This is a genomic window from Peribacillus sp. B2I2 (genome assembly GCF_041261685.1).
GTDB lineage: Bacteria > Bacillota > Bacilli > Bacillales > DSM-1321 > Peribacillus.
Map to the genome: position 1 here is coordinate 940,720 of NZ_JBGCCB010000001.1, position 22,070 is coordinate 962,789.

The following is a 22,070-nucleotide window of genomic DNA, read 5'->3' on the forward strand; positions in this document are numbered from 1 at the left end:
GAGAAGTAGATTTGACATATTATAACCGGCTTTTCACATTAGTCATACTGGACGCCATGATTGTTGTGATCGCTGTATTTTTAAGTTATTGGTTATTACATCCATATGATGAAATACCGGCTTTTGCACTGAATAGTACGCTTATTTTGCTTGTGTGTCATTATTTCTTTACTGCTTATTTGAAACAGTATAAAAAGGCTTGGGAATACGCCAGTATCAGGGAAATGTTCAATATATTCAAAGTGACTGCATTTGCTATTACCATTACTACCTTCTTTCAGCTGTACTTTACCAATTTTCTATATATAAGAGAACTTTTCATTACATGGATCCTTTATATGGCCATGATTGGGTGCTCACGTTTGGCATGGAGGGTTTATTTTGATCGATACATTAAGCAATCACCGAATAAAAAAAGAACGTTGATCGTTGGAGCCGGATCTGCTGGGACGATGATAACTAGTCAGTTGTTAAAATCCAGCAATATAGAATTAGTCCCAGTTGCATTCGTTGATGATGATAAAACGAAGCTAAGTTTAGAAATCTTCAACATACCAGTAGTAGCAGTAACAAAACATATTTCTCAAGTGGTTGAGGAATATAAGATTGAGCATATCGTCATTGCGATTCCTTCTTTGAAAAGGGATGAAATAAATTCCATTTTTGCAGAATGCAATAAAACTTGTGTAAAGACTCAAATTGTCCCTAGCCTTGAAGCGATTGTTCAAGGTAAGGTTCCAATTAATGAATTGCAAGATATCCAGATGGAGGACTTATTGGGGCGCTCACCCGTTCAACTTGATGATAAAGGTATTTCGGAAAAGATTGTTGATAGTACTATTTTAGTAACAGGTGCGGGCGGTTCAATTGGATCAGAAATCTGTCGTCAAATCATGAAATATAATCCAGCTAAAATTGTATTGCTTGGACATGGTGAAAACAGCATTTACTCGATTGAGTTGGAATTGCTTGAGGCTTATGCAGATACCATTGAGATTGTGACTGAAATTGCAGATATTCAGGATCGCAGGAGGATGTTTCAGGTCATCGACCATCATCGTCCTAACATCGTCTATCATGCAGCCGCTCATAAACATGTGCCACTTATGGAGTCCAACCCTAAAGAAGCGGTGAAAAATAACATCATAGGCACGATGAATGTTGCAGAGGCATCGGAGGCTGGCATGGTGAATATTTTTGTCATGGTTTCGTCGGATAAAGCCGTAAATCCAACCAGTATAATGGGCGCCTCTAAATGTTTAGCCGAGATGATGATCCAGCATAAGAGTTTGTCGAGTCATACTAAATTTGTAACGGTCCGATTTGGAAATGTCCTTGGCAGTAATGGCAGCGTCATCCCACTCTTCAAAAAACAAATAAAAAAAGGGGGACCTTTGACAATTACTCATCCGGACATGATTCGCTATTTCATGACCATTCCCGAAGCTTCTAGATTAGTCATTCAGGCAGGGGTCCTGGCCAAAGGCGGAGAGGTATTTGTACTTGATATGGGTGAACCTGTCAAAATTGTCGATTTTGCAAAAAAGCTCATCCAATTGTCAGGTTACAATGTTGAAGACATTGGGATTACCTATACTGGAATTCGGCAAGGTGAAAAATTATACGAAGAACTACTTGGGGAAGATGAAGTTTATTTAAATCAGATCTATCCAAAAATCCATATTGGAAAACCAAGAGTGGTAAATTGGAATGCAATAAAGGATATTATCACAACATACGATGTCTTGAGCGAAGAAACGTTAAAAGAAAGAGTGTTGAATTTAGCAAATTATAGGACGAATAACAAAATTCCCGTTCCGTGACAATGACTGATATCCCGATGATTAGCAATTACTAGAGAAGGTAAGGCGAGTGTTTACATTCTAGCAACCTTGTTATCCAAAGAATGTAATAGAAGTGAAGAGAAATGAAAAATAATGAAGAATAATAGAAAAAACGATTGGAAATGCGATAAGAGTAGCAATTAAATGCTGTAAAGCTATCTGAGATTTCCTTTGTTTACTTGTAACGATCCACAATGATGATTTAGGAGGAAAAAATGAAACGGGCTTTTGAATTATTGATATCTTGTCTGGCGCTCATATCCAGTTCACTTCTTATGCTGTTTATCGTCATCCTCATCCGTTTGAAATTAGGTTCCCCTGTCATTTTTAAGCAGGAGCGCCCAGGCCTTAATGGGAAATCATTTTATCTGTACAAGTTTAGAACGATGACAGATGAAAAAGATGAAAAAGGGGATTTGGTTCCTGATGAGAAGAGATTAACCGATTTTGGGAAATTGCTTAGAAAATTAAGTTTAGATGAATTGCCACAGTTGATTAATGTTATCAAAGGCGATGTGAGTTTTGTAGGTCCACGGCCGTTATTAATGGAATATCTCCCATTATACACTGCCGAACAAGCAAGGAGGCATGATGTCCGTCCAGGAATGACAGGTTGGGCACAAGTGAATGGACGCAATGCAATCTCGTGGGAGAAAAAGTTTGAGCTTGATGTCTGGTACGTAGAAAATCAATCCTTTTTACTGGATATGAAGATCATATATCTTACCTTGATTAAGGTATGTAAACAAGAAGCCATTACCCAAGAAGGGCATGTGACAACCCGAAAATTTGTTGGATAGTAGGATGAATGAAGTTCATTGACCATTGGCCAATATAACTCAAATGTTTTGAACTTGGAGGGAACACCAGTAAACCTCTAACTCCTGTAGATATTTATCTTAAAGAAACACTAAATTAGATGAGTGAGAAGTGATTTAAATTGAAGAAAATCGTAATAATCGGTGCAGGCGGGCACTCAAAAGTTGTGCAAGATATTATTGAAGCAACGGGTGAGTATCGGCTCATGGCTATTTTGGATGATCAATACGAAGTGCTGAAAAAAAAGGGAAATATATATCTTGGCCCCATCTTATGCTTTAAAAGCTTGTTTATCCATTTTGAATGTAAAGTAATTATTGCGATAGGCAGGAATGATTTAAGGTTAAAAATCGTAAACGAGCTGAATTTAGATGTAATGGATTATGAGACAGTCATTCACCCCACTGCTGTAGTGGGTGAAAATGTATCGATAGGAAAAGGAACAGTCATTATGCCGAATGTCGTCTTGAACGCGGACGCGAGAGTGGGGAATCACGTCATCGTTAATACGTCTTCTGTCATTGAGCATGATACTCAGCTTAATGACTTTATCCATATAGCTCCTAGTGCAACCCTGACTGGAGCTGTCATGATCGGAACTGGAACCTTGATAGGGGCTGGATCTACCGTTATACCAAACATCACGATAGGTGTATGGTGTACGATTGGGGCCGGATCGACCGTTATTAAAGACATTCCTCATGCATCTACCGCTGTTGGGTCCCCAGCAAGGATAATAAAATAAGGAGTGTGTGGGATGGAGTATAAAAGATTGTATCTTTCGCCTCCTCATATGAGTGGGAATGAACAAATGTACATTAGCCAAGCGTTCGAGACAAATTGGATTGCGCCTCTAGGACCGAACGTAAATGCTTTGGAAGAAGGATTTGCCAAATATGCAGGCACTAAAGGGGCATTGGCAGTAAGTTCAGGGACAGCAGCTATTCATTTGGCATTGCAAGTATTGGGAGTCACCAGTGGTGATACCGTATTCTGTTCTTCATTAACTTTTATAGCCAGTGCAAATCCTATCGTATATCAAGGGGCGAAGCCTGTCTTTATTGATTCTGAATCAGATACTTGGAATATGTCTCCTAAAGCATTGGAAATGGCTTTTGAAGACGCTAGGAAAAAACGGGAAATTCCAAAGGCTGTCATTTTAGTGCATCTATTTGGTCAGAGTGCAAAGCTGGATGAGATCAAGAGCATTTGCAGGAAATATAAAGTTGCTTTGATAGAGGATGCTGCAGAATCCCTTGGTAGTACGTATAAGGGGAAGCAAACAGGAGCGTTTGGTGACATAGGGATTTATTCGTTGAACGGAAATAAAATCATTTCAACTTCTGGTGGGGGCATGCTTGTTTCAAATAACGAAGATTTTTTGCATAAAGCTCTCTATCTATCTACTCAAGCACGTGACCCAGCCATTCATTACCAGCATAGCGCAATTGGATATAACTATCGTTTAAGTAACATTCTAGCTGGAATTGGCCGTGCCCAATTGGATGTATTGGATGAGCGTGTAAAAGCACGAAGAGAAATCTTTGCTCGGTATAAAAAGTCGTTGGCAAACATAGCAGGCATCACCTTCATGCCCGAGTTAAAAGATACGATGGGGAATCGCTGGATGACGGCTTTAACAATAGACGACAAAATTACTGGAGTACGTTACAGTGATGTGATTAATGCGTTAGAAGAAAGAAATATTGAATCAAGGCCTGTCTGGAAACCATTACATTTACAACCCATCTTTAAAGATGCAGCATTTTTTTCAGAAAGCGGCGATAAAAGCATTTCAACTATGTTATTTGAACAAGGTCTATGTTTACCATCCGGTTCCGGCATGACATTAGAAGATCAAGAGCGGGTCGTGAAAATCGTAAAGGAAGTAATTGAACCGTCCAAAATAGCTCGATGAATTTTTCGTCGTGTCATACGAGTCAAATCATTAGAGGACCGTGACATACATTTTACATTGAGATAAACTAAGTCCGCTTTAACAGTATTTAAACTTCCTTACAATGAAAAAGGAGGCCAAACAAAATATGAGAATTACCTTTAAACAGATTTATCAAGATATCGACAAGTTAGTTTGTTTATCCAATAAACATAGGCGAAATGGTTTGAATTGCAGAGAGATTGAAAAAACAAGAAAAAGACTAGTTGAAAATATAAAAGCCATAGAGCTTCATACCATCGTTTTCAATAATGAAGATTCTGGATAAATAGTACCTGATATTACCTTTTCCTTCCGAAAAAAGGTTTCATTTTTGGAAGCCTGTTTAAATCTATAATAGAAATGAGCGTGCTTATGAAGATCGGTGATAAAGTGATTTATAAATCAAGTGAATATAAAATTATTTACATCTATAGAAATGATTTAAAAGTCGAGCTTCTTTCACTTGATTGTAAGCATGGGAAATTCGAATTGGCACATATATCTCATTTGAAGAAGACAAACCCTCATTATGCAGAGAATTCACAAAAAGTGCCCCATTATGACTATCGATGAGTAAGGGTTGTATTTTATTTTCTTGTTTCTAAAATAGAATAGAAATTGACACACCACTCCGGATGTTGGTCAGGCTGTCGAGAAACTCTCCACAGTCTTTTTCTTTCCTTTGTTTATTATCTATTTACCGCTTTAATTAGACTTATTCCTATGTTATGACTTACCGCATCAACTATAAGGTCATAAAAAGACAATACATCTATCGATATTATATTAAATCTTTTTGGGAATGTATTTAACTTGGCATTCGTGTTCTTCCTCCCCAAAATAGAAGACTCCCGTGAATTTTTAACTTTTCCACCAGGAGGAAATGCATTTCTTTTAATAGTGTCTCTCTACAAATCCTCGATAAAAGAAGGATGGTTTTTTTGTCAAGAACATACGGATGTTGCAAAATGGATGGTTTCTAAAATGAAATGCTTCATTGCTAGTTTGGAATTTTATTACTAATCCCAATTATATATAACCACTATTCGTAATAGGATATTATCATTACCTTTCTAATTCCTTAACTGTACAAAGCTTGGGATAGTATTCGATGGTCATGCTGTTGCTCAAAAATATCTAAAAGTGAGTCAATTTTCGAGCAGGTTATCTACTGGAAAGAGTGTTTTACTGATACCTATATGGGAGTCCAAGCTCGGATAAGTTTCAAAAATTGATTTTCCTGTACCGTATATGAAACGACGCTGGAATAAAGTTGTGGTAAATTTAGGTAGTAAGTAGTGTGTGTTTTCTGTTATTTTGAAAATGTGTGTGGGATTTATGAAAATTAGGTATTAATACTCAATCGTATGTATCGATAGTTATAATAAGAATATATGAAAATCAATAAAGTTAAAGGTGATTGTATGAATCGATTTAATGACCGTTATTCAAAACTGCTGTATCATTTATTTTATGAGGATAACTGGTGTAGTTTAAACGAACTATCAAAAAAAACAGGTTATTCGAAAAGCACTTTATGGCGGGATATATTACATATGAGTTCCAATCTTCCACCTCAATGGAAAATTGAAAAGAATGAAGTTCAGGGCGTAAGATTATTGAAACCTAAAAACGGCACCTTGGAGGAACTTTGGTTTCATCTTAAAAGCGAAAATACCTATTTTCAAACCTTGGAATTGATTCTTTTTAACAATGGAGTAACGATAAAATACATTACTCAAAAAGTACATATTAGTCGCTCCACAGTGTACCGCCAGTTAGAGAAAATAGAAGAAGTATTAAAAAGTGCCGAAGTTCAATTATCGAATAGTCCTTTTAAAATTGTTGGGGATGAAAAAAAGGTTAGGCGATTCATCATGCAGTATGTAGAGTATATGTCGGGCAATTTAAATGACTTTATTACATCTTTTGATCTTAAGGAGTTTCAAGACACTCTATTGGAGCTATTGAAGGAACATTCAACTTCTTTGCATATGGGTGCAATACAAAGACTAGCGATAATCCTTCATATCTCTAACATTCGCATAACACATAATAGTTTTGTGACATTCCCAAAAGTGGTAATCGATGAAAATGAAACATCCAAAGCATTTGAAATATCAAAGAAACTTTTCAAGTTCATGGTAAAATGTCCAAATAGGGAGAAACAGATTCGAGAAATTTTATATCTTTCTTTATATCTAATGAGCGAAGAAATGTCTTTAAACCGTACCCAAGAGCTTCGGTACATTCGTTCCAAACTTAATTCGGATAGCGGTAAGCCATTAAGTCAATTTCTAAGTAATTTATCTAAAAAAATTGGGTTGGATGTTTCTCAGGACGATATTTTCATGTATGAATTTGCGCAAACTCTTCGTGGGATCTCCTTTGATTTTCAATTAAAAACAGATACTAGAATAAATAATATTTTACAATTCGTTCCTTATTTTGAAAAAAACCCGTTATTCGGAATTATTGAAGAAATAGCAAAATATATCTCGGAAGAATTTACTATTTCTTTTGAAAATATAGAAATATTAGAAATATTCATGCTGGTCCAAGCTTCAATCTTAAGAAAAAAAAACCAGATGGTTATAGAGACAGCATTAATTTGTCGTTCATATGTAGAGAAAGATTATATTCGTGAGGTATTAAAACATCATTTTGGAAACCAGCTTAATATTTATGTAATGGATTTTTCCGATATAGATTCACTTTTCAGAAAAAATGGTTTTGATATTTTAATAACCACGGATTTAGGGCAGTTAATTAATATTGAGCACATTCCTGTTTATAAAGTTTCTTCATTTCCAACTCCTTCAGAATTAAAAGAAATCAAGATGTTCACTCGAAAGAATTTTATTGATAGGTATGGTTTAAACCCTAATATCTTATATCCATTTGAAGAAGATATTGATTGAGGTTAGTCTTCAACATTTAATTTCATCACTATGTCCTTTTACCCCTAAACAGTAATATGCAGACAATAAACTACCTCGTCATTAAGCCTTGGTCATTCTTTTTTCTCCAAAGGGGAAGGTGAAAAGCATTACTTATCTGACAGAAGTTTAAGGGTTGATATCATTTACAATAGATAAGGGAGCACCAAATGACCAAAGCGAAAATGCCAAACATTCACTTCCCAATTTAAACCACAGATCATTCTCTTATTTTCAAAATTTTAAAACACGAATGGATACCCTTTTGATACCTTTATCACGGAAGCGATATCTGAGATCAGAAAGTGAACGAATCCAAAACATTTCCCTACTTCCCAGCTTGAATTTTGAAATGATGTTAAATGGTAAAATAAGCTCAACTATAGGCTGCATTCCTTCTTTAATTAAATATTCGGACCGAAAAGGGTTAGTGATATTTCCAACATATTTGCTAAGGTCATCCACAATTGTAATTTTGGATCAAAATACTGGGTGTCCGTTGAAAGATTGTGTCTCTTTAACGATTTGACAGCAAATCATTAACCTGTAGTGCAATGCTGTAACGGAGGAAAGAGTTTAAACCACCGCGGCTATCAGTGGCTGCTAAAGGAAATGGCCCAGGTACAATACCTGGGCCATTTCCTTTAGGAACTTTTTATGATGTTCAAATAATGTGTGACAGTTCTCTTTTTTTAAGGTTGTTTTAACAAAATTTATTGAGTTGTAACATATTCATTTTTCCCTGCACGCATTCCAACAATAAATATAAGTGCAGATATTACTACCAACATTAATAAGGGAATTGTCCAGCTGTGTGTAACGTCATGAAGCAATCCGAATAATATTGGTCCAATGGCAGATAAGAGGTACCCGAATGATTGAGCCATTCCTGATAATTCTGTAGCTTCATGGGTATTTTGTGTTCGAAGACTAAAGAACATCATGGATAAACTGAATATGGTACCGACTCCAATCCCGATCAATATCATGCATACTGGGATGAATAGAGTGCTGCCGTACAATATGCCGAATATCCCTGTAATAAGGAAGATGACAGGTGGGACCACTAACAGACGCTGACTTTGTAAGCGGCCAGCTAAAATTGGCACAATGAATGTTATAGGAATGACTGCAAGCTGCATGATGGATAGCATCCAACCAGCTTCATCAGCGTTAAGGCCTTTTTGCTCCAGGATTTCCGGCATCCAGGTAATGACGGTATAGAAGATAAAAGATTGCAATCCCATGAAAAAAGTGATCTGCCAGGCTAAACCAGAACGCCATAAGTTAATCTTTTTAAACTTTTGTGCCGTTTGTACATCCTTACCTGACTTGAATGGCCGTCTTAATTGCGGCATCCAAAAGAAAATTGTAATAAGAGATAAAATCCCCCAACATCCAAGGGCACCAGCCCATCCCAATCCTGATGAAGAAGCAATGGGAATGCTGATCCCGGAACCTATTGCGCCACATAAATTCATGGACACTGCATAAGTCCCTGTCATCAAACCGATATTCCTGGCAAAGTTATGTTTAATCAGACTGGGTAACAATACATTGCCGATTGCGATGGCTAACCCGATTAAAATGGTTCCTATGAACAATGTCTGCACTCCGCCAACGGAGCGTATCCCAATCCCGATCGTTAATAATATCAAAGATAGGAAAAGGGTGAGCTCCATTCCAAAACGCCGTGCTATCCTAGGTGCAAATGGTGATAGTAATGCGAAAGAAAGCAAAGGTAATGTCGTTAATGAACCTGATAGTGTATTGGATATCCCCAAATTATCACGGATCGAAGTGACAAGGGGGCCAACCGATGTTAAGGGAGCCCTTAGATTGGCCCCAAGGAGAATGATCCCGATGATGAGTAGTCCAAATCTGGGTTTAATATCCATTTTGGTTTGTTCTAGTTGATTTGCCGCTTGATGAATGCCCATAATCTCCTCCTTACTTACTTTAAAGATTTCTTGAATTGTGCAATGTATTCATTCACTGTTTCGATTGCCCGGTTCACATCTTGTTCAATGATGGCATCTACTAGGTTACAATGAATGTTCAAATGAAGGTTCGCATCAGAACTCATCTCGACTATCTGATGGATGGAATCATGCAGGGAGTCATCCATATGTTCGTATAAATCAATCAATAAATCATTATGTGATGAACCCATAATCGATTTATGTAACTGTATATCCGCTTCTTCGTAAGCCTTGATATCCTTTGCTTCAGCAGCTTCACTGCATGCATTTATATAAAACCGCAATCGTTCTATATCTTCTTGGTTCCGTCTTAATGCCGCTAACTGGGCTCCCTCTCTTTCAAGGGCATGACGGACCTCTAATGTTTCCAATAAACTTGACTGCTGAATCCTTCTTTGAAATGCAGCCCCCAAGGTACTTGATGACCTTACAAATGTCCCCTTTCCTTGTTTCGTTACTAAAAGACCAGCATAAACAAGTGATCGTACAGCTTCTCTTAATGTATTTCTGCTTACATCGAACTGTTGGATCAAATCCATTTCAGGTGGAATCTGCTTTCCAATTTGCCATTCGCCTGATTGGATTAAGGATTCAATTTGGGAAACCACTTGCTCTACAAGTGATAAGCGATTTGTTTTAGATATGGTCAATATTCACACCTCGAATTTGTAGGATGATTGGTTCATTGGTTATTTTAACATATGTATGTTGAAAATGGAGCATAGGGAGTATTTTTAACCAAGTTTATTTCCATCCTTAACTTTAGCTGCTTAAAGGACAAAAGGCTTATTAGGACAATAGATAATATTCCAGTTGATTTCAGAAATCCGCTCACTTTCCGCCGACTGTCTGCCAAGCCGCATCAAAGCAAGCGCCTGCGGGGTCTCGTCTAGCCCGCGGAAAGCGAGTGCCTGTAGTTCCAATCAACGTCCAAATTGTACAAGCTTTAAAAAAACTGTAGGCAAACTCGATTTCATCGAGTTTGCCTACAGTCTGAAATCCCAGATATTAAAATTCAGGGATTTTATAATATTTCTATTTTTTTTGTTTGACAATAAAAGAGAGAAGGATAAATATTCCCAAAGTTACAAGACATACAGTGGTCCCGATTATGTTTTGTTTATTAAAGATGAATGCTAAAAAGATGATGCTCAAGGCTGTGATAGCTAATATGGTTGGATATGGGTACCATTTTACCCGGAAACCTGGTTTGCCTTTGTATTGTTTACGCAGCTTCAATTGTGCGGAACAAATACTGATCCATAATAATAAAACTGTGAAGCCAGGGATGGCCATAAGGTAGCTTAATATCAGATCAGGTGTCAAATAGGATAAAAACACACCAGCCAATATACATAATGTAGTTAAAAATATACCATTAAGCGGGATTCCCTTTTTAGTTGTCCTTAAAAATGCCTTAGGGGCTTCGCCGTTCTGGGAAAGAGTAAACAGTGTCCTTGAGGTAGCGTATATCCCTGAATTTGCAGCTGATAAGACAGCTGTTAAAAGGACGAAATTCATAATATCAGCTGCTCCGGGAAGTCCTGATAAGCTGAAAACCTGTACGAAAGGACTTACTTCAGTGCTTACTTGGTTCCAAGGTATAACCCCGCAAATAATAAAAATTGGGAAGACATAAAAAAGAATCACCCGCCATACAGTTCCTTTAATGATTTTTGGTATGACTCGCTGACTATCTTTTGTTTCCGTGACGGCTACACCTATTAATTCTGCACCCCCATATGAAAACATTACAACCAAAAGTGCACTTAACAATCCGTCAATTCCATTGGGGAAAAAGCCCCCATGCTCCGTGTAATTAGAAAAAGAAGCCGAACTAGGAAAAAGTCCTAACATGATCAAAGCTCCCAAAATAATAAAAGCAATTAAAGTTATTATTTTTATACCTGCAAACCAAAACTCGAGTTCACCATAGTATTTTACTTGAAACAAATTTATTCCTATTATTACTGCAGCGCAAAGTATACTTAACAGCCATAATGGTATTGAAGGAAACCAATATTGTAGAAAGCTCCCGGCTGCGACTATTTCTACAATGATCACGATAATCCAGTTAAACCAATAGAGCCATCCGACAATGAAGGATAGTTGAAACCCAAAAGCTTTATTTATGAGATGCTGTACATTCAAATTAGGAAAAGCGGTAGCCATCTCTCCTAGTGCCGCCATTACAATAAATAACAAAAGTCCCCCTATTAAATAGGCTATCACGACACTTGGACCTGCCATATTTAATGTATCTGAACTCCCCTTAAAAATCCCTGTCCCTATCATTCCGGCTAAAGCAATAAATTGGACATGCCTAGGCAATAAACCCTTTTTTAAATCTTGATGAGTCTTTTCCATTTTATTCATGCCTTTCTTTCGCTATTTTAATAGAATGTTAATTTCAGTAAAATTAAAAGTTCTTCTGTTAATGAACGCTTTTACGTACTAAAGTACTATGTTAATATATCACGATTCGGGAAAATGTCAATTTAAGCAGGGGAACGGAAAATTATTTTTTAACAGTAAAGAAAGATTCTCCTTTATTATCTTAAAAGTACTTGGATTTTATGAAAAATTAACCTGATAGGTGATTTTTTAAGAGATGTAGGCATTTTATAAAAAAATGATCGGAAGTTAAATGGCTGAATCAAACAAGTGCCACGAGTAAACAAAATTCCCTTATATTGCATGATTACTGTCATTTTGTTTGACGGTGAATAAGATGTTTTAACCAGTTCAAGTCCTTCTATAAAAACGAATTAGGAAATGTTCATATATGTCAGGCTGTGATTGCGGTTTTCGATATGGCGGAGGTTTCGCCTTTAAAGTCGTTTTGTTTATCCTTTTGGTTGCGGCGGCGATGCCCCAGGTTATGGAACATACTGCTGAATACAAAAAACCGACATTGATAGGTCGGTTTTTCTATGACATATAAGGTGTTGGAGCAGGCTAGCTAATGAGACTACCCGTTCTCATATAAAAAGGTGAGAGGAAGCGGCTGTAGGTTTTCGGTTTCTTGTACCGGGTCAATTTCCCTTAGAAATTCCAAATAACCGGTATATACCTGCGAGGCCATCCCTAAATATTGCAATTCAGTGTGGATGATACCAATCCTTGGTGAATGGAGCATATACATTTTTCATCCCTCCTTTCAAAAAAGGCCAGTCTCATAAAGGAGTTATTCCTAGGCTTTACTGATATGAATGTCTTGTTCATGGGGGATAATTCATATTCATTAGATCAAGGATGCTCCAGGTTCGAAGGATTCTGTATTTCTTTCTTCTACTACCATGCGCAACCCACTCTTAGGTCTGAGCGTAAGGGACGGAAGGGGGGTTACTTCATGATGGTCAGGTGCAATCTGAATCCTATATCGTTGAGCAATGCAGGCCAGCACAAGCACCGCTTCCATCATGGCAAAATGATTGCCCATACAAACCCGCGGCCCTCCGCCAAAGGGAAAGTAAGCGAACGCAGGCAGGCTTTTCAAATAGTTGTTATCAAATCGTTCAGGAATAAAAGATTCAGGTTGATCAAAATACTCTGGATTATGCTGCATCAAATAAGAACTTATTAGAATCATAGTGCCTTTTTTAAAGTGATATCCTCCTATTACAACATCGTCCGACACATCCCGGGATAAGATATAAAGTGGCGGGTACATGCGAAGTGTTTCATGAATGATCTTTTGAGTATATTGTAATTTCATGAAATCGTCAGGCTCGGGTTTCCGAGAACCGATTATGCTATCCACTTCATTGAAAAGTTTAGTTTGAACTTCAGGATGCTGCGAAAGTGCGTACAGTGCCCAAGAAAGAGCATTTGCTGTAGTTTCATGACCGGCAAGAAAAATAGTCATTAACTCATCACGTACCTGATGGTTTGTCATTCCTAATCCGTCTACGGCATCCCGGGCATCCATCAAGATTCCAAGCATGTCTTCGTGTTTTCCTGTATCGTTCTTCCGTTTTTCAATAATTCCATAAATCACTTTATCAAGGCTTTGTATCGCCTTTTTATATTGACGGTTGATTTTAGTTGGTACCCATAATGGCATACGGAAAATCGATCTCATCCTTTTGACTGCGATTCTTAAAGCTGTTTCCAGCGGTTTCCCAACAATTTCATAGCCATCTTTGAATTCCATGCTGAACATGGTCTTGCTGATTATCCCGAGAGTGATGTCCAACATATCCTTCGTGATAATCCGTTCATCGTTATGTTTCCAAGTTGATATATAATCCATTGTGGTATCAATCATATCCGTGGCGTAATGGCTAATATGAGTCTTTTTGAAGGAGGGTTGAATAAGCCTTCTCTGACGCATATGAAAGTCCTTTTCGCTTGTAAGTAGACCTTCACCGAGAAGTGGTTTCAATACAGTGAAGTCCTTTGATTTGACGAAGGATTTTTGTTTTGTTACGAGTATTTCTTTTATTAGATCAGGATTTAAAACGAGGTAAACATTTTGGAATGGTCCTAAACGGAATTTAGCAACCTCCCCATATTCCTTGGCCAATTGGGTAAGAAAGCCGAGGGGATCTGTTTGAAATTCCTTTGTATGTCCGGAAATCAGCCTTCCATTTGGAACTTTTGGAGAATCACGGAAGGCACCATCAGTTTGGCTCAAGTTGTTTTCCCCCTTTCTTTAAAATAATTCCATATAATCATTCTATGAGCATAAACTAAATCGGTTTGGACAAGTCGATAAAGAAAGGGCGGATAATATAAATATGGCTATATATAGAAATGAAAAGAAGTAAACTTGCAGAAACCATAGAAAAACTCTGGAAAAATAGCGCCAGAGTTTTTTATGAGAGCTTTAGATTAAGAAGATGTGGGAATCGGTTCTCGGCAGAGTAAACTTTTTGTATTGATAGGGAGCTTAACTTCTTTCTTCATCGTTTCCATGTTGGAAATGATCATTTTTTTCATTAATGGGTCCACCAAATTGTTCATTGATTTCCTTAACTACTTGATCTAAAAATTCATCGGATATTATCGGATTTTTTGTTTTTTTGTGCATGTGATTCTCTACAATCCTTTCTGATATCATGTGTTTGGATCACTTATGAAAGATACTTATCAACATAACCTCAGTTACAATGAATTATTCTTTTTCTGTGCAAATTTTCACGGGCTTTTCCATTCATATTCATAAATCGCTTAAACCTTATGGTACGGGGTATATGTTTTTGGGTTCATTTTACAATCAATGGGGTGATCCGACAGCTACGCTCGTAACGGATATGAGAAGGGAGGTGGAGCTAATTAGACAAAGGTATCTAAGAGGACTGCTTGTGGAAGATGTCTTTTTTACGGGTGAAATCACAGGAATTCAAGAAGATGTGAAAATAGCCCAATCACTTCTTGGCAATTGGGCATGAGCTATATTAACTTCATTAAGGAAACAACTGTCTTAAATATGTTATTAGCTGATCACGAAGTTCAGGTCGTTTCATGGCGAAATCAATTGATGCTTGAAGAAAGCCGAATTTATCCCCGACGTCATATCGATGTCCATCAATGATATACGAATATAATGGTTCCTTTTTTAGCAAAAGATCCAAAGCTTCGGTAAGCTGGATTTCCCCCTTAGGATCTGGCTGTAAGGTTTCGAGGATTTCAAAAATGGCAGGCGATAAAATATATCGGCCAATAATCGCCTGTGTTGAGGGTGCCTCCTCAACTTTTGGCTTTTCCACTAAGTTTTTTACCAGAAATAAATCCTCATATTGTTCTTGAAAATTTACAATCCCATACTTGGATACATCGGCAGGTAACACTTCCTTACATCCGATAATGCTCGCTCGAACCTTGTTATACCGTTCCATTAACTGCTTCAAGGCTGGGACCCGGCTATCCACGATATCATCACCTAACAGGACTGCAAAAGGTTCGTCTCCAATAAACGTTTTGGCACATAAAACTGCATGCCCCAGACCCAATGGTTCCTTTTGTCTTACATAGTGAATATCCACCATATTGGAAATGTTCTCCACGGTCTTTAGCAGATCATTTTGTCCTTTCTTTTGTAAAAGCATTTCAAGCTCAATGGATTTATCGAAATGATCTTCGATGGCACGTTTGTTTTTCCCTGTAACGATGATAATATCTGTAATCCCTGATTGTACCGCTTCCTCGATAATATATTGAATGGTCGGCTTATCGACAATCGGCAGCATTTCCTTTGGTTGAGCTTTCGTAGCGGGTAAAAATCGTGTTCCTAAACCGGCTGCTGGAATCACGGCTTTCTTTATCATAGCCCAGCCCCTTTTTAAGGTTCTTTTATCTCGCTTTTCGTTCTACCGTTCATTTTATGTGTTCATTGGTTGACCTATATCAAAAAAGGTTAAAATAAATTCCTGAAAAAGAATAGATTTACCATTGAAGCAAATATTATTGATATATGAATTTTGGTCAAGAGGTGTATATTTTGCCAATTGAAAATCAAGAGAGAAAACAAATCCTTTTTGCCTTACTTGTCATTGTTTTATATCTTTCCCCTTTATTCATCCTTGGAGAAAATGCGCATATTCGTGTACATGATAATTTGGATTCCAACATTGCCTGGTATAAAGTGCTTTCTGAGAGCGGTGAATTATTCGGTGCAATAGACGCCAAAATTCCACAGATTATGAATGGGCTGCCACGAAATGCGTTTGGCAGTGAATTCAGTATCATCGTGTGGCTGTATGCACTTTTCCCGACAATGGTTGCATATGCAATAAGCCAGGCATTAACAAGATTCATTGCTTTCTTTGGTATGTATATCCTATTAAAAAAACATTTGGTTACAGGGCGCCAATCAGGATGGATTAGGGTTGGAACATCCTTGGCCTTTGCCCTTACCCCATTTTGGCCATCGGGAATGCTCAGTACTCTTGGGATGCCGCTAGCCCTTTGGGCTTTTTTGAATATCCGCAGCAAGGACCATTCGTGGAAGAATTATTTGGTCCTTACACTTTTACCGCTTTATTCAAGCATCGTGCTTGGCTTTTTCTTTTTTCTTGTTGCAATGGGCTTCCTTTGGATATCGGATGTGATCAGGAAAAAAGGGTGGAATTTAAGGTTTCTACTTTCAATCGTGTATATGACGGTCATTTTTGGTCTGGTCGAGTATCGGCTGGTCGCTTCCTTCATTTTTGATTCGGAGCCGAACAGCAGAGATGAATATTTTCATGCAAGGCTGCCGCTCGAGTGGGTCATCAAGCTTACTTTCAAAAATTTCGTCCTTGGACATACGCATGTCATGACTGTACATGCGCTTATCATTCTGCCGATTACAGTCTTTGCCCTTTATATCATTTTGACCAAAAAGCTATGGAGACAGGAAAAGATATTTGTTTTTTTGTTCGGCTTGAATTTTATGCTTTCCGCGTGGTACGCATTTTGGTTTTATAAAGGCTGGCTTCCTTTAACGGAAAGGTTCCACACCTTGGATACCTTTAATTTTGCCAGATTTCACTTTTTAAGGCCAATGGTGATTTACTTGGGGTTTGCCCTCGCGATAAAAATCATCTGGGAGCACAGCGATTATGCCAAGAAAACCCTTTCAATATTCATAGCCGTTCAAATTATGATCTTAATGGGTTTCAATGAAGAAATCACTCACAATAAAAAACCATCTTTTAAAGAGTTCTATGCAGAAAGTCTTTTTCAAGAAATAAAAGATCATATTGGCCTTCCACAGGAAGAATATCGGGTAGCGAGCATTGGCCTACATCCTGCGATTGCCCAATTTAATGGGTTTTACACGCTTGATAGCTATAACAATTTCTATCCGCTTACTTACAAACATCAATTTCGTCAAATAATTGAAAACGAATTGGCTAAGAATAAAAACATCAAAATCTACTTTGATGAATGGGGAGGGCGTTGTTACCTATTTACCGATGAGCTTGGGAAGCATTATATGTTCAAGAAAGGCTCGAAGAAAGAGCTGGAAAATTTGGAACTTAATGTCGATGCGTATAAAGGGTTAGGTGGCAAGTATATATTTTCTGCTATACCAATCAACAATGCGAAGGAAAACGGGTTGGTACTAGAAAGGATTTTCACAAAGAAAGGAAGTATCTGGAAAATTCATTTATACAGAGTCACGTGAAAAGGGGGGAATATTGTGAATTCACCGATAGTAACGATTGTTGTACCTTGTTATAACGAAGAAAGCGTTTTGCAGGATACCATTTCCCAACTTTGTGGATTGGTGAGGGGTTTAGTCGAAGAAAAAGTTGTATCCGATAAAAGTAAAATTCTATTGGTTGATGATGGAAGCAAAGATCAAACATGGAAGATCATTTATAAAGAAACGATTAACAATGAATTTGTTCGTGGGCTAAAGCTTTCCCGGAATGCAGGTCATCAAAATGCACTTCTGGCAGGAATGTTTACAGCCAATGAAGCCTCGGATTGTGTGATTTCCATTGATGCAGATTTGCAGGATGATATTCAAGTCATCCCTGAATTCATTCGGAAATTCAATGAAGGTTGTGAAATTGTATATGGTGTCCGCCAGAAAAGGGACCTTGATTCATTTTTTAAACGAACATCTGCAACTGGTTTTTATAAATTGATGAACAAGATGGGGGTTAACCTTATCTATAATCATGCCGATTTCCGGCTAATGAGCAAAAGGGCGATCGTGGAGCTGGAACAGTTTGAAGAAACGAATCTTTTTTTACGGGGAATCGTCCCGCTCATTGGGTTCAAGACGGACTCTGTTTATTATGACAGAAAAGAAAGATTGGCTGGGGAAACGAAGTATCCATTAAAGAAGATGGTTGCCTTTGCGCTTGATGGCATTACTTCTTTTTCAGTTACGCCGATCCGGCTTGTATTATGGCTAGGATGTCTTTCCTTTTTCATTAGCTTACTCTTTGGGTCATACTTTTTATGGTTAAAGTTTTATGGACAGACCGAAACGGGCTGGACCTCATTAATTACCTCCATATGGTTGATCGGTGGACTGCAGTTGATTGCTGTCGGCTTGATTGGGGAATATATCGGTAAAATATATAATGAATCCAAACGCCGGCCTAAATATATTGTTGATCTGGATCTATTTAATCCGCTCGATTTAACAAAACGGGAGCAACTAGACAATGAACGGAACAGTATTGAAAAACTATCTAAAACACACTAATTCCTTTATCCGCTTTTTATTGGTTGGAATAGTCAATACAGCGGTTGGACTTTCCATCATGCTTTTTCTCATGAATGTTCTTGATTTATCTTACTGGATCTCCACCTTTTTCGGCAATGGTACGGGAGCTGTAACGAGTTTTCTGTTGAACAGGACATTTACCTTTAAAAGCGATATAGACTTGCGGAGAGGAGTTGCCCGTTTCTTTTGCGTCATCCTGATTTGTTATTCCGCCGCTTATTCTTTAGGACAGGCCATTGCAGAATCGATGGAAGGATTCGTTCATTTATCCATACAGCAAAATGTGGCTGTACTCATTGGAACAATCTTTTATACAGTACTTAACTATATTGGCCAGAAATACTTTGTCTTTAAGAAAAGTAATTTGAGACCAATTCAAGAAGGAAGGAACTAATTAGAGTGGATCATTGGGAATAATGAATAATGCCCTCTGATTGGATGGAAATTAAAGTTGACTATCCAAACGGGGGCAGATCTGTTTAGTGGGAAAGCGAATTAGTTGATTGACTAGAAAGGTATTCAGTTTCGTTTTTCGCTGTCTCCGGTGGCTGATGATTTTTCCTTTTGTGGACCGCCATATTGTTCATTGATCCGTTAATGCTTTGACCTGAAAATTTTCATCAGATATTATTTGTTTTTTTCTTCTTTTTTAGACATGTCATTCACCTCTTTCCTTCCTTCAATCATTTGTTTTGATGACTTATGTAATATACGTCATGAACAAAACCTCACTAACAATAAATTATTCTTTTTCCGTGTAAAATTTTCATTTACTTTTCCATTTCACGGGAGTATGATAATCAACAGTTTCATATTTCTAAATCGCTTAAACCTTATGGTACGGGGGACCCGTTATAGGGATTGTTTTTCAATCCAAGGGGTGAATCCTTTCAAGGTAAAGGTAGGGCTACTCTTAGGTCCGAATCCGACAGCTAACCTCGTAAGCGTTATATGAGAAGGAAGGTGGAGCTTGTCAGACAAAAAAATTGATGTCTACAGGTCTATTTAGCTATGACTTGTAGGCATTTTTCTATTTCGTCTTGTTTTTTGCAATAACTGGGGGAACATAAATTTATAACTAAAATATGGTGGTGAATACTTGATGTTATCTTCTATAAAGAGGTTCTTGATAGGGAGACCTTTAAAATCAAATGCACTTGGCGAGCAAAAGCTAAACAAAACTAAGGCTTTGGCCATCCTATCTTCTGATGCATTGTCTTCGGTTGCTTATGGACCGGAACAAATATTGATCGTTCTCATCACGGTCGGTGCCGCGGCATTCTGGTATTCAATCCCGATAGCAATCGGGGTATTGATCCTGTTAACGGCCTTGATCTTGTCCTATACACAAATCATTTTTGCCTATCCCCATGGCGGGGGAGCCTATGTGGTTTCAAAAAAGAATTTAGGCATCAATCCAGGGTTGATAGCTGGAGGATCCTTATTGGTCGATTATATATTAACTGTCGCTGTAAGTGTTTCTGCAGGAACGGATGCCATCACGTCCGCTTTTCCAGGCCTGCATTCATATAATGTCGGCATAGCCATCATTTTCGTCATTCTACTTACCATCCTAAATCTTAGGGGGGTTACGGAGTCGGCCTCTGTTTTGGCCTATCCGGTGTACCTATTCGTTTTAGCATTGTTCATCTTGATTGGTGTAGGAATATACCAGATCTTGACAGGTGGAGTTTCACCGGAATTGCACGCGCCAATTGGGACCCCGGTAGCGGGCATTAGTTTATTTATACTGCTAAGAGCATTTGCATCAGGCAGCTCCGCATTGACAGGAGTCGAAGCGATTTCCAATGCGATCCCGAACTTTAAAGATCCAGCCCCGAATAATGCTGCAAAAACTTTAATAGCGATGGGGTCCTTACTAGCTGTATTATTTTCGGGAATCGTATTCTTAGCCTATTATTTAAGCATTGTTCCCAGCGCAGAGGTCACGGTCGTCTCGCAGATTGCTGAAGAAATCTTTGGACGGAATTTCATGTATTTCTTCATTCAAGGTACGACTGCATTGATCTTGATACTGGCCGCAAATACTGGCTATTCGGCATTCCCGCTGCTTGCGGTAAATCTTGCAAAGGATAAATTCATACCAAGGGCGTTTACGATTAGAGGGGACCGATTAGGATATTCCAATGGAATTATCATACTGGGGCTTGCGTCCATCATCTTAATAGTCGCATTTAAAGGACATACAGAAAATCTAATTCCCCTTTATGCTGTAGGGGTATTTATACCATTTACGCTGTCCCAGACCGGGATGATCGTTAAATGGCTCCGCGAAAAGCCAAAAGGCTGGGTGGTTAAATTAACCATTAATTCAATTGGTGCCATTATTAGCCTGGTCGTCACGATGATATTCTTTTTAACCAAATTTACGCAGGTATGGTCTGTTTTGATTTTTTTACCAATCATCATTTTAATTTTTCATCGAATAAGAAAGCATTATGAAGCAGTTGGTGACCAACTGAGGATTACAACTTGTGAGCCCATCTTACCAATAGAAGGGAATATCATTCTTGTCCCTGTGGCGGGTATAACTCATGTGGTTGAGAATTCCTTAAATTATGCTAAATCTCTTTCAGCAAATCAGATCATTGCCGTTTATGTTGCTTTTGAAAGAGAAGATGAAAAGAAATTCGAAGAAAAATGGAAAAAGTGGCAGCCTGATGTTAGACTCGTCACACTGAACTCTTATTACAGAAGCATCATTCAGCCATTAACTAAGTTTGTGGATACAGTTGAACATAAGGCGAGTGAATCTAACTATAAAGTTACAGTGATCATCCCGCAATTCATTCCGAAGAAGGGATGGCACAATATTCTTCATAACCAATCAAGTTTACTGATCCGTGCCTACTTACTTTATAGAAGAAATGTAGTTATTACGACAGTGCCATATCATTTGAAGAAGTAATTTAAGAATAGAAGCAGACCTTGATCAGGTTTGCTCAGACTGTAGGTAAATTCGAAGAAAGCGAATTTGCCTACAGTTTTTTTCTTTAAAAAACGTTCCAGTTGTTTTCAGAAATCCGCTCCCTATCCCGCCGACTGTATGCCAAGCCACCTCGCCGCAAGCGTTTCTGGTGCTCGTCTAGCCAGTTATTCGGCAGGAGTGTCGCAAATTTCTTCAATCTATTGGGGGTTTCATAAAACAGTAAAGACCATTTTAATAAATCATAGTTAGGGATGAGACCATTCCGAACTCCCTTTTGTCGACAAGCTGAGCAAACCTTGATAGGGTTTGCTTCTTTTTATTTTCACCCTAGAAACTTACAGAGAGTCAAGTGTTCTGTAAGTTGGACATTGGAACGGAAGGGTGGTTTTTGAACACTTCATAAAATTACCAAGGTTCAATTT

General features: G+C 38.1%; 20 protein-coding genes and 1 riboswitch. Of the genes, 13 read left to right on the forward strand and 7 right to left on the reverse strand.

Going from position 1 to position 22,070, the window contains the following annotated elements; translation table 11 throughout:
- Positions 1-11 precede the first annotated feature (11 nt).
- The 7 genes from ABIE66_RS04750 (at position 12) to ABIE66_RS04780 (ending at position 7,523) form a co-directional block, all read left to right on the forward strand.
- A complete protein-coding gene (locus ABIE66_RS04750; protein WP_370014014.1) occupies positions 12-1,823 on the forward strand; it encodes a polysaccharide biosynthesis protein in 1,812 nt (603 codons plus the stop codon).
- 236 nt (positions 1,824-2,059) lie between these two features.
- The gene (locus tag ABIE66_RS04755; RefSeq protein ID WP_370014015.1) at positions 2,060-2,644 is read left to right on the forward strand and encodes a sugar transferase; all 585 of its coding nucleotides are present in this window, start codon (positions 2,060-2,062) and stop codon (positions 2,642-2,644) included.
- Positions 2,645-2,784: 140 nt separating this feature from the next.
- The gene (locus ABIE66_RS04760; RefSeq protein ID WP_370014016.1) at positions 2,785-3,408 is read left to right on the forward strand and encodes an acetyltransferase; all 624 of its coding nucleotides are present in this window, start codon (positions 2,785-2,787) and stop codon (positions 3,406-3,408) included.
- Positions 3,409-3,420: 12 nt separating this feature from the next.
- A complete protein-coding gene (locus ABIE66_RS04765; protein WP_370014017.1) occupies positions 3,421-4,581 on the forward strand; it encodes a DegT/DnrJ/EryC1/StrS family aminotransferase in 1,161 nt (386 codons plus the stop codon).
- 127 nt (positions 4,582-4,708) lie between these two features.
- On the forward strand, positions 4,709-4,888 hold the full coding sequence (locus ABIE66_RS04770) for a hypothetical protein (RefSeq protein ID WP_370014018.1): 180 nt from the start codon (positions 4,709-4,711) through the stop codon (positions 4,886-4,888).
- An 86-nt stretch (positions 4,889-4,974) separates the two neighbouring features.
- Complete coding sequence (locus ABIE66_RS04775; protein ID WP_370014019.1) at positions 4,975-5,175, forward strand: hypothetical protein; 201 nt, start codon at positions 4,975-4,977, stop codon at positions 5,173-5,175.
- Between the two features lie 851 nt (positions 5,176-6,026).
- Positions 6,027-7,523: a BglG family transcription antiterminator gene (locus ABIE66_RS04780; protein WP_370014020.1), complete on the forward strand. Its 1,497-nt coding sequence runs from the start codon at positions 6,027-6,029 to the stop codon at positions 7,521-7,523.
- A gap of 731 nt (positions 7,524-8,254) precedes the next feature.
- Here ABIE66_RS04780 and ABIE66_RS04785 read toward each other — a convergent pair.
- The 3 genes from ABIE66_RS04785 to ABIE66_RS04795 form a co-directional block, all read right to left on the reverse strand.
- Positions 8,255-9,439, reverse strand: a complete 1,185-nt coding sequence (locus ABIE66_RS04785; protein WP_289318473.1) for a CynX/NimT family MFS transporter — start codon at positions 9,437-9,439, stop codon at positions 8,255-8,257.
- 56 nt (positions 9,440-9,495) lie between these two features.
- Positions 9,496-10,173, reverse strand: coding sequence for a FadR/GntR family transcriptional regulator (locus ABIE66_RS04790; protein ID WP_370014021.1), 678 nt, complete (start codon positions 10,171-10,173; stop codon positions 9,496-9,498).
- A gap of 385 nt (positions 10,174-10,558) precedes the next feature.
- Positions 10,559-11,890 carry an amino acid permease gene (locus ABIE66_RS04795; protein WP_370014022.1) on the reverse strand — a complete coding sequence of 444 codons (1,332 nt, stop codon included), beginning with the start codon at positions 11,888-11,890 and terminating at the stop codon, positions 10,559-10,561.
- 418 nt (positions 11,891-12,308) lie between these two features.
- Between ABIE66_RS04795 and ABIE66_RS04800 the strand changes: the two genes are divergently transcribed.
- Positions 12,309-12,467, forward strand: a complete 159-nt coding sequence (locus ABIE66_RS04800; protein ID WP_370014024.1) for a YjcZ family sporulation protein — start codon at positions 12,309-12,311, stop codon at positions 12,465-12,467.
- Between the two features lie 27 nt (positions 12,468-12,494).
- Here the strand turns inward: ABIE66_RS04800 and ABIE66_RS04805 are convergent, their stop codons facing one another.
- The 3 genes from ABIE66_RS04805 to ABIE66_RS04815 all read right to left on the reverse strand — a co-directional run bounded on the left by ABIE66_RS04805 (position 12,495) and on the right by ABIE66_RS04815 (position 14,558).
- Entirely contained in the window at positions 12,495-12,668 is a 174-nt protein-coding gene (locus tag ABIE66_RS04805) for a hypothetical protein (protein WP_289323883.1), read from the reverse strand.
- Between the two features lie 99 nt (positions 12,669-12,767).
- Positions 12,768-14,162 (reverse strand): cytochrome P450, encoded by a 1,395-nt coding sequence (locus ABIE66_RS04810; protein WP_370014025.1) that lies wholly within the window; start codon positions 14,160-14,162, stop codon positions 12,768-12,770.
- Between the two features lie 255 nt (positions 14,163-14,417).
- Positions 14,418-14,558, reverse strand: a complete 141-nt coding sequence (locus ABIE66_RS04815) for a bacitracin ABC transporter ATP-binding protein (RefSeq protein WP_289323886.1) — start codon at positions 14,556-14,558, stop codon at positions 14,418-14,420.
- A gap of 79 nt (positions 14,559-14,637) precedes the next feature.
- Between ABIE66_RS04815 and ABIE66_RS04820 the strand changes: the two genes are divergently transcribed.
- Positions 14,638-14,919, forward strand: a complete 282-nt coding sequence (locus tag ABIE66_RS04820; protein WP_289323887.1) for a hypothetical protein — start codon at positions 14,638-14,640, stop codon at positions 14,917-14,919.
- A 15-nt stretch (positions 14,920-14,934) separates the two neighbouring features.
- Here the strand turns inward: ABIE66_RS04820 and galU are convergent, their stop codons facing one another.
- A complete protein-coding gene (gene galU / locus ABIE66_RS04825; RefSeq protein ID WP_370014026.1) occupies positions 14,935-15,795 on the reverse strand; it encodes a UTP--glucose-1-phosphate uridylyltransferase GalU in 861 nt (286 codons plus the stop codon).
- 146 nt (positions 15,796-15,941) lie between these two features.
- Here galU and ABIE66_RS04830 point away from each other — a divergent pair, with 146 nt between their 5' ends.
- From ABIE66_RS04830 to ABIE66_RS04845, 4 genes are all read left to right on the forward strand, one after another.
- Complete coding sequence (locus ABIE66_RS04830; RefSeq protein ID WP_370014027.1) at positions 15,942-17,639, forward strand: DUF6044 family protein; 1,698 nt, start codon at positions 15,942-15,944, stop codon at positions 17,637-17,639.
- Between the two features lie 15 nt (positions 17,640-17,654).
- On the forward strand, positions 17,655-18,677 hold the full coding sequence (locus ABIE66_RS04835; RefSeq protein ID WP_370014028.1) for a glycosyltransferase family 2 protein: 1,023 nt from the start codon (positions 17,655-17,657) through the stop codon (positions 18,675-18,677).
- The gene (locus tag ABIE66_RS04840) at positions 18,637-19,092 is read left to right on the forward strand and encodes a GtrA family protein (RefSeq protein ID WP_289323890.1); all 456 of its coding nucleotides are present in this window, start codon (positions 18,637-18,639) and stop codon (positions 19,090-19,092) included. Before ABIE66_RS04835 ends, ABIE66_RS04840 begins: the two co-directional genes overlap by 41 nt.
- A 419-nt stretch (positions 19,093-19,511) precedes the next feature.
- A riboswitch (cyclic di-AMP (ydaO/yuaA leader) is annotated at positions 19,512-19,661 on the forward strand.
- Positions 19,662-19,800: 139 nt separating this feature from the next.
- Entirely contained in the window at positions 19,801-21,627 is a 1,827-nt protein-coding gene (locus ABIE66_RS04845) for an APC family permease (protein WP_370014029.1), read from the forward strand.
- Positions 21,628-22,070 lie beyond the last annotated feature (443 nt).

What these genes read in the sequence shown, in the direction of transcription:
- ABIE66_RS04755 (WP_370014015.1), top strand. Translation starts at nt 2,060, where the DNA reads ATGAAACGGGCTTTTGAATTATTGATATCTTGTCTGGCGCTCATATCC.
- ABIE66_RS04765 (WP_370014017.1), top strand. Translation starts at nt 3,421, where the DNA reads ATGGAGTATAAAAGATTGTATCTTTCGCCTCCTCATATGAGTGGGAAT.
- ABIE66_RS04770 (WP_370014018.1), top strand. Translation starts at nt 4,709, where the DNA reads ATGAGAATTACCTTTAAACAGATTTATCAAGATATCGACAAGTTAGTT.
- ABIE66_RS04775 (WP_370014019.1), top strand. Translation starts at nt 4,975, where the DNA reads ATGAAGATCGGTGATAAAGTGATTTATAAATCAAGTGAATATAAAATT.
- ABIE66_RS04780 (WP_370014020.1), top strand. Translation starts at nt 6,027, where the DNA reads ATGAATCGATTTAATGACCGTTATTCAAAACTGCTGTATCATTTATTT.
- ABIE66_RS04785 (WP_289318473.1), bottom strand. Translation starts at nt 9,439, where the DNA reads ATGGATATTAAACCCAGATTTGGACTACTCATCATCGGGATCATTCTC.
- ABIE66_RS04795 (WP_370014022.1), bottom strand. Translation starts at nt 11,890, where the DNA reads ATGGAAAAGACTCATCAAGATTTAAAAAAGGGTTTATTGCCTAGGCAT.
- ABIE66_RS04800 (WP_370014024.1), top strand. Translation starts at nt 12,309, where the DNA reads ATGTCAGGCTGTGATTGCGGTTTTCGATATGGCGGAGGTTTCGCCTTT.
- ABIE66_RS04805 (WP_289323883.1), bottom strand. Translation starts at nt 12,668, where the DNA reads ATGTATATGCTCCATTCACCAAGGATTGGTATCATCCACACTGAATTG.
- ABIE66_RS04815 (WP_289323886.1), bottom strand. Translation starts at nt 14,558, where the DNA reads ATGCACAAAAAAACAAAAAATCCGATAATATCCGATGAATTTTTAGAT.
- ABIE66_RS04820 (WP_289323887.1), top strand. Translation starts at nt 14,638, where the DNA reads ATGAATTATTCTTTTTCTGTGCAAATTTTCACGGGCTTTTCCATTCAT.
- galU (WP_370014026.1), bottom strand. Translation starts at nt 15,795, where the DNA reads ATGATAAAGAAAGCCGTGATTCCAGCAGCCGGTTTAGGAACACGATTT.
- ABIE66_RS04830 (WP_370014027.1), top strand. Translation starts at nt 15,942, where the DNA reads ATGAATTTTGGTCAAGAGGTGTATATTTTGCCAATTGAAAATCAAGAG.
- ABIE66_RS04840 (WP_289323890.1), top strand. Translation starts at nt 18,637, where the DNA reads ATGAACGGAACAGTATTGAAAAACTATCTAAAACACACTAATTCCTTT.
- ABIE66_RS04845 (WP_370014029.1), top strand. Translation starts at nt 19,801, where the DNA reads ATGTTATCTTCTATAAAGAGGTTCTTGATAGGGAGACCTTTAAAATCA.